Below are 7,112 nucleotides of genomic sequence, written 5' to 3' on the forward strand. Positions count from 1 at the left end.
CCCATGCCCGCATTCCTCCGAAGGCTGTGGCCAAGCACCCTGCTGGCGCGCGTCACGCTGCTGGTGGTGGTGGGTATGGCGCTGGCCCAGGTGCTGACCTACACGGCGATCCGCTACGAACGCGGGCAGACGCTGATGAACCTGATGGTCAGCGGCGTGGAGCGCGACATCGCGAGTTCCGTGGCCATCCTCGACCGCCTGCCCGCCGCTGAGCGCGCCGGATGGTTCCAGCGCCTGGAGCGGCCCAACTACCGCTTCTCCCTGGAGGGCGTGGGGGACATGGCGCCGCCCTCCTCGCCCGCCCTGGCGCGCTTCGCCGATATCGTGACCAACGCGCTGCGGCCCTTTCCCGTGGTCGCTGTGGGCCAGCTTCCGCAGCAGCCCGAGACGGCGTGCATGCAGGTGCGGCTGAACGACGGCTCCTCGCTGTATGTGCTGGCGCGCCGCGTGCCGATGCCGGTGGCCGACTGGGTGACCTGGCTGTTGCTCGCGCAGCTGCTGGTGCTCGCGGCCTGCGCCTGGGCCGGCATGCGGCTGGTCACACGGCCGCTGGCGCAGCTGGCCCGGGCCGCCGACCGGCTCGGCCCCGACCTGCGGCCCGCGCCCGTGGCCGAGGCCGGGCCGGCCGAGGTGGCGCAGGCCGCGCGCGCCTTCAACGCGATGCAGCGGCGCATTGCAGGCACCGTGCAGGAGCGCATGCAGATCCTCGCCGCCATCTCGCACGACCTGCAGACGCCCATCACGCGAATGCGCCTGCGCGTGGACCTGGCGGACAACATGCCCGAGGCCGACAAGTTCCGCCAGGACCTCGAATCCATGCGCACGCTGGTGCACGAGGGCGTGGGCTACGCCAAGACCTTGCAGGGCTCCGACGAGACGCCGCGCCGCGTGAAGCTGGACGCGTTGGTGCACAGCATCGTCAACGACTACGCCGACACCGGTCGCCCGGTCACGCTCGTGCACGAGGCCGACGTGTCGCTCAGCACCCGGCCGCACGCGTTGCGCCGCATCCTCACCAACCTCGTCGACAACGCGCTCAAATACGGCGAGCGCGCCGAGGTCGGCGTGCGGCTTCAGGACGGTGCCGTGCTGGTCGAGGTCTGCGACCATGGCCCCGGCATTCCCGAGGAACAGCTCGCCGCCGTGCTGCAGCCCTTCTACCGGCTGGAAAGCTCACGCAACCGCGAGACCGGCGGCACCGGGCTGGGCCTGGCCATCGCGCACCAGCTGGCACTGTCGCTCGGTGGCGAGCTGGCCCTGCACAACCGGCCCGAAGGCGGCCTGCGCGCGAGCCTGCGCCTGCCCGCCGCCACGAATCAGGACATCCGATGAACACCACCACGCCTGCCGCCGACCACATCCTTCTGGTCGACGACGACCGCGAGATCCGCGAGCTTGTCGGCGCCTACCTGCAGAAGAACGGTCTGCGCGTGACCACCGCGCCCACCGGCCGCCACATGCGCCAGGCCCTGGAGGCCGCCGGACCCTTCGACCTCGTGATCCTCGACCTGATGCTGCCCGGCGAGGACGGCCTGACGCTGTGCCGCGACCTGCGCGGCGGCAAGCACAAGGCGCTGCCCATCCTCATGCTCACCGCACGCGGCGACGAGGCCGACCGCATACTGGGCCTTGAAATGGGCGCCGACGATTACCTCGCCAAGCCCTTCGCCGCGCGCGAGCTGCTGGCCCGCATCAAGTCGGTACTGCGCCGCACGCGCATGCTGCCGCCCAACATGCGCAGCACCGACGAGGCGCGCTACCTGGCCTTCGGCGACTGGCGGCTGGACACGGTGGAGCGCATGCTGCTGGACCACGAAGGCACGGTGGTGTCGCTCAGCGGCGCGGAATACCGGCTCCTGCGCGTGCTGGTGGACCATCCGCAGAAAGTGCTCACGCGCGACCAGATCCTTTCGATCACGCAGGGCCGCGAGGCCGAGCTGTTCGAGCGCTCCATCGACCTGATGATCAGCCGACTGCGCAAGTGCCTGGGCGACGACGCCCGCGAGCCGCGCTACATCAAGACCGTGCGTAGCGAGGGCTACGTGTTCGCCGCGCAGGTCGAAGCGCAAGACGCATAGAGACATGCGCAAGCTGCTGTTCTCGCTGTTCTTCCTCTTCGGCGGTTTCGCGTCCGAAATCAGCCAGTCTGCGGGGCGGCCGTGTGCCATGCCTTCGGCCAGCGCTGCACCGCCGCTGCGGCGGCGGCGTTCCTGAGCGCCGGCCTGCCTCCACCCGTTTGCCTCCAGCCGCCACCTCCGGGTGGCGGTGTCGTTTCAGGGCATCCCATCCGCGATGCGCCAGTCGATGGCGAGTTTGTATGGCTGTGTATCCGGCCCCGCCGCCGCGACATGGCCATGCAATCGGGGAGTGCTTACGACACATGCCACATACATCCGGGCGATGTACTAGGGGCCAGCCGACGCAGACCGCGCCGGCACCGTCCCAACCGCAGCCAAAGGCCATTCCATGCACACCGCCCACACGACAACCGCAACGACCACCCGCCGCCGCGACTTCCTCGCCAGCGCGGCCCTGGGCCTCGCCGCCGCGCCCATCGCCAACCTGCTCGCCTCCCCGGCACGGGCCGCCACGGGCACGGGCACCACCGGCTTCGCATCGCTCAAGACCATCGCCGCCGGCGACCTGCGCGTGGCCTATGCCGAGGCCGGCCCGGCCGATGGCCCCGTGGCCATCCTGCTGCACGGCTGGCCGTATGACATCCATGCCTTCGTCGACGTGGCGCCGCGTCTGGCGGCGGCGGGCTATCGCGTGATCGTGCCTTACCTGCGCGGCTACGGCGACACGCGCTTCCTGTCCGACGCCACGCCCCGCAACGGCCAGCAGGGCGCGGTGGCGCAGGACATCGTGGCGCTGATGGACGCGCTGGGCATCCGCCAGGCCGTGCTGGGCGCCTTCGACTGGGGCGCGCGCACGGCCTGCATCCTGGCCGCGATCTGGCCCGAGCGCGTGGCCGGGCTGGTGTCGGTGAGCGGCTACCTGATCGGCAACCCGCAAGCCAACGCCAAGCCGCTGCCGCCGGCCGCGGAGTTCGCCTGGTGGTACCAGTCGTACTTCGCGACCGACCGCGGCCGCGACGGGTATGCCGCCAACCCGGCGGCATTCAACCGCTTCATCTGGCAGCAGGCTTCGCCGCGCTGGCGCTTCGACGAGGCCACCTACCAGCGCAGCGCGCAGTCCTTCGACAACCCGGACCACGTGGCCATCGTGGTCCACAACTACCGCTGGCGCATCGGCCTGGCGGCCGGCGAGCCGCGCTTCGACGCGCTGGAGCAACGGCTGGCCACGGCCCCCGTCATCGCCGTGCCCACGATCACGATGGAAGGCGACGCCAACGGCGCGCCGCATCCCGATCCGGCCGCTTATGCGAAGAAGTTCAGCGGCAAGTACCAGCACCGCCAGCTGGACGGCGGAATCGGCCACAACCTGCCGCAGGAGGCGCCCGCCGCGTTCGCGCAGGCGGTGATCGACGTCACGCGGCTCTGAGCCGCACCACCGCTTCGGATCCGCCATGACCCTTGCCATCGCCGCTTTTGTCGCCGGCATGCTGACCGTGCTCAGCCCTTGCATCCTGCCGGTGCTGCCCTTCGTTTTCGCGCGCCATGACCGGCCCTTCGCGCAGGGCAACCTGCCGCTGCTCGCCGGCATGGTCGCTGGTTTCGCGGCCGTGGCCTCCCTCGGCGCCGTGGCGGGCGCATGGGCCGTGCAGCTGAACCAGATCGGCCGCTGGGCCGCATTGGCGGCGCTGGCCCTGTTCGGGGCATCGCTGCTGTCGCCGCGCCTGGCCGCGTGGTGGAGTGCCCCGCTGGTGCGGGCCGGTGAGCGCCTGGCGCACAAGCAGCAGCGCGGCGGCTGGCGCAGCGCCGCGCTGCTGGGCGCGGCCACGGGGCTGATCTGGACACCGTGCGCAGGCCCGGTGCTGGGCCTGGTGCTCGCCACGGCCGCGCTGACGGGGCCGGGTGCCCATACCTTGCTGTTGCTGCTGTCGTACGGCGCCGGTGCCGGCGTGGCGCTGTGGGTGGCGCTGCGGGTCGGCGCCGGGCCGCTGGCCGCCTTGAAGGCCAGGCTGCTGCCCGGCATCTCTGGCCGCCGCATCGCGGGCGTCGCCATGCTGGCCGGCGTGGTGGCCGTGGGCACCGGCATCGACACGCGCCTGCTGGCCCGGTTCGGCGGCCTGGGCGACAGCGGGCTCGAAGCCGGCCTGCTGCAACGCCTGATTCCCGCCGCGCTTGCTGCCTCACCGCAGCCCGCCCGGCTGCCGGTGGAATCAGCGCGGGCCAGCCTGGAAGGCGGCACGCAGTGGCTCAACGCCGCTCTGCAGTCGATCGCCGCATTGCAAGGGAAGGTCGTGCTGGTCAACTTCTGGACCTATTCCTGCATCAACTGCCTGCGCACATTGCCCTATGTGAAAGCCTGGGCGCAGAAATACGCCAACCGTGGTCTCGTGGTGGTGGGCGTGCACACGCCCGAGTTCGCCTTCGAGAAAGACCCCGGCAATGTCAGGCGCGCATTGCAGGATCTGCAGATCGCCTACCCGGTTGTGCAGGACAACGACTTCCGCATCTGGCGCGGGTTCGACAACCATTACTGGCCGGCCCTGTACTTCGTCGATGCACAGGGCCGCGTGCGGCACCACCAGTTCGGCGAGGGCGGGTACGCGGCCTCCGAGCGCGTGATCGAGGAGCTGCTGCGTGAGGCCGGCGCGCCCGGCACCGGAGATGCGCAGCCTGTGCCGGCGCCGAACGTGGCGCCGGACCTGCGCGGCCCCGGCCTGGCCGCCGACGCCGACACCCTGCGCAGCCCGGAGACTTATCTTGGCTACGAGAAGGGGAGCAGCCCACGCGTCGCCGGCAAGGTCGTGCCCGACAAGCCGGCGTACTACACGCCCGCCGCGCTGCAGTCCAACAGCTGGTCGCTGTCCGGCACCTGGACGCTGAAGCCCTAGTTCGTGGAAGGGGCCGATGCGGGTGGCGGCCTTGCGATGCGCTTCGAGGCCCGCGACGCCAACCTGGTGCTCGGCGCGGGCGCCAGCGGCCCGGTGCGCTTTCGACTGACGCTGGACGGCCAGCCCCCCGGGCGGCACCACGGCACGGACGTGGATGCCGATGGCAACGGCGTGGTGGACGCCACCCGCCTGTACCAGCTCGTGCGCCAGAGCGGCGCGGTGAAGGCCCGCACAGTGGAAATCCGCTTTCTTGATTCCGGGGCGCGCGGCTACGCATTCACGTTCGGCTGATGCCGCAGCACGCGCCCCCTGATTTCTGGTCCTGCCTGCGAGCAGGTGTTCGGTGAGTGACGGACCATGGCGCCCGGAAAGGAAAATGAAGTGAGAAAAGACGCAACAACGCCCCGCGGCGCCGCCTTGGTGTTCGGCGGATCACGCGGCATCGGCGCCGCCGCCGTGCAGCGACTGGCGGCCGGCGGTTACGCCGTCGCGTTCACCTACGTGTCGCGGCCCGACAGCGCACAGGCACTGGTCGCGCAGATCGCGCAGGCCGGCGGCCGTGCCTAGGCGCTCGCGGCCGACAGCGCCGATGCCCAGGCCATTCGCAGCGCAGTCGCCCTGGCCGTGGAGCGCTTCGGCGCCCTGCAGGTCGTGGTCGTCAATGCCGGCATCTACAAGGCGGGCAGCATCGACGCGGTGCCGCTGGCCGACCTGGACCAGATGCTGGCGATCAACGTGCGTGGCGTGTTCCTGGCAGTGCAGGCGAGCGTGCCGCATGTGCTGGATGGCGGGCGAATCATCACCATCGGCAGCAACGTGGCGCTGCGCACCGGCCAGGCCGGCTCCAGCGTCTACCAGCTCACGAAGACCGCGGTCGCCGGCCTGGTCAAGGGCGCGGCGCTGGACCTGGCGCCGCGAGGCATCACGGTCAACAACATCCAGCCGGGCCCGGTCGAGACCGACATGACCGCGGACTGGACCGAAGCACTGGCGCAGCGAAGCCCCTTGAAGCGCGTCGGCAAGCCCCAGGAGATCGGGGCCCTGGTCTCCTAGAGTCAGGGTACATGACGGGCGCGAGCCTGACCATCGACGGAGGTCTGACTCTGTAGTTGTTCTTGGCAGAAGCAGCGCTCCGGGCGGTGCCGCGTCCCTGACAGAGTGTTAGAAATCGAGTGCTGCTTGAAGCTAGGCGACTCTGTGTCGGAGCCATTCCTCCTGGAGGTGGGCCGCGGTGCTGTCGCGGCAGATGAACCGCTGCGAAGGGCTGTTTGTTCAAAGCTGATTCTGGAGTTTCCGCTTCAGACTGGCTGCAGTCAGTCTGTGTGGCCCACTGAATGTCTGCTGTTCGCCGCAATCGAGCCATCTGGCAGCGCATCGATCCGTGTCACCGCCGCAGCAAGGCGGACGGATCTGCGCTGCTCAATCGACGCTCGCGCAGGTTTCTTGTCCGCCGGTAGATCAGCGTCGCTTTCGTCCGTCGCATCGAGTACGTTCCGTAGTCGGCAGGACCCAGTCCAAGCTCTCTGACCCAGCCAGCCAGTATTCGTACGTACTGCCGGGTGCCAAGGTGCGGCGGGCCATGCATTCGGCTCAGGAACAGGAAGTCGTCCGATCGCAGGCCGGTGCGGTGGATCCACGCATGGACAGCCTCTCGGGCTCCGGCGTGAGCTCAAACTGCACCGGACGCTGGGTCTTTTGCTGCATCACCGTCGCCCGCGGTGCAACCTGCTCCCCCTGGCATACGTCCCTGAGCATCTGCCTTACAAGGTCGCTGCCGCTCAGCTTGCTGTCCAAGCCCCAGCTGAAGCGAGCCAGTTCGAGCAATTGGCCCTCCAGCTGCAGCCGCACCCGCAGCGCCCAGATTTTCTTGAGCTTGAAAGGCGCCTTCTGCGCCGACGATCTTGCCCTCGTTCCAGGGCACCTGGCAGCTCGCAGTGTTTACTGATCACATGATGGGCTCCCATCGAGTTGAGGGAGCCTCAGCATGCGCGCGCCGGACTGCAGCTGTGCTTGTTGCAGCCGCGAAGCAGCACCTGCTTTCACTGAGAGGGATCATCTTTCGCGACTATGTTTGACGCAGGGCAAAGGGCACAATCGGCGGCGGATTCAACCGGTCGATGCAACACACTTATAACTGCGTAGGCAGAAG

Annotated in this window: 4 protein-coding genes and 3 pseudogenes; 6 read left to right on the forward strand and 1 reads right to left on the reverse strand. The window is 69.4% G+C overall.

Annotated elements, in window-relative coordinates:
• Positions 1-3: 3 nt before the first annotated feature.
• The 6 genes and pseudogenes from QRN67_RS22820 to QRN67_RS22845 all read left to right on the forward strand — a co-directional run bounded on the left by QRN67_RS22820 (position 4) and on the right by QRN67_RS22845 (position 6,072).
• Complete coding sequence (locus QRN67_RS22820) at positions 4-1,332, forward strand: sensor histidine kinase (RefSeq protein ID WP_285413719.1); 1,329 nt, start codon at positions 4-6, stop codon at positions 1,330-1,332.
• Positions 1,329-2,078: a response regulator gene (locus QRN67_RS22825; protein ID WP_285413720.1), complete on the forward strand. Its 750-nt coding sequence runs from the start codon at positions 1,329-1,331 to the stop codon at positions 2,076-2,078. Before QRN67_RS22820 ends, QRN67_RS22825 begins: the two co-directional genes overlap by 4 nt.
• 4 nt (positions 2,079-2,082) lie before the next feature.
• On the forward strand, positions 2,083-2,214 hold the full coding sequence (locus tag QRN67_RS22830) for a hypothetical protein (protein WP_285413721.1): 132 nt from the start codon (positions 2,083-2,085) through the stop codon (positions 2,212-2,214).
• A gap of 252 nt (positions 2,215-2,466) precedes the next feature.
• Complete coding sequence (locus QRN67_RS22835) at positions 2,467-3,504, forward strand: alpha/beta fold hydrolase (protein ID WP_285413722.1); 1,038 nt, start codon at positions 2,467-2,469, stop codon at positions 3,502-3,504.
• Positions 3,505-3,529: 25 nt separating this feature from the next.
• Positions 3,530-5,254, forward strand: a pseudogene (locus QRN67_RS22840) (cytochrome c biogenesis protein DipZ).
• A 66-nt stretch (positions 5,255-5,320) separates the two neighbouring features.
• Positions 5,321-6,072: pseudogene (locus QRN67_RS22845) on the forward strand (SDR family oxidoreductase).
• 311 nt (positions 6,073-6,383) lie between these two features.
• Here the strand turns inward: QRN67_RS22845 and QRN67_RS22850 are convergent.
• Positions 6,384-6,884 (reverse strand): annotated as a pseudogene (locus QRN67_RS22850) (site-specific integrase); the annotation flags it as partial.
• Positions 6,885-7,112 lie beyond the last annotated feature (228 nt).

It is taken from the genome of Variovorax sp. efr-133-TYG-130 (assembly GCF_030208835.1).
In the GTDB taxonomy this organism is placed as follows: Bacteria; Pseudomonadota; Gammaproteobacteria; order Burkholderiales; family Burkholderiaceae_C; genus Variovorax.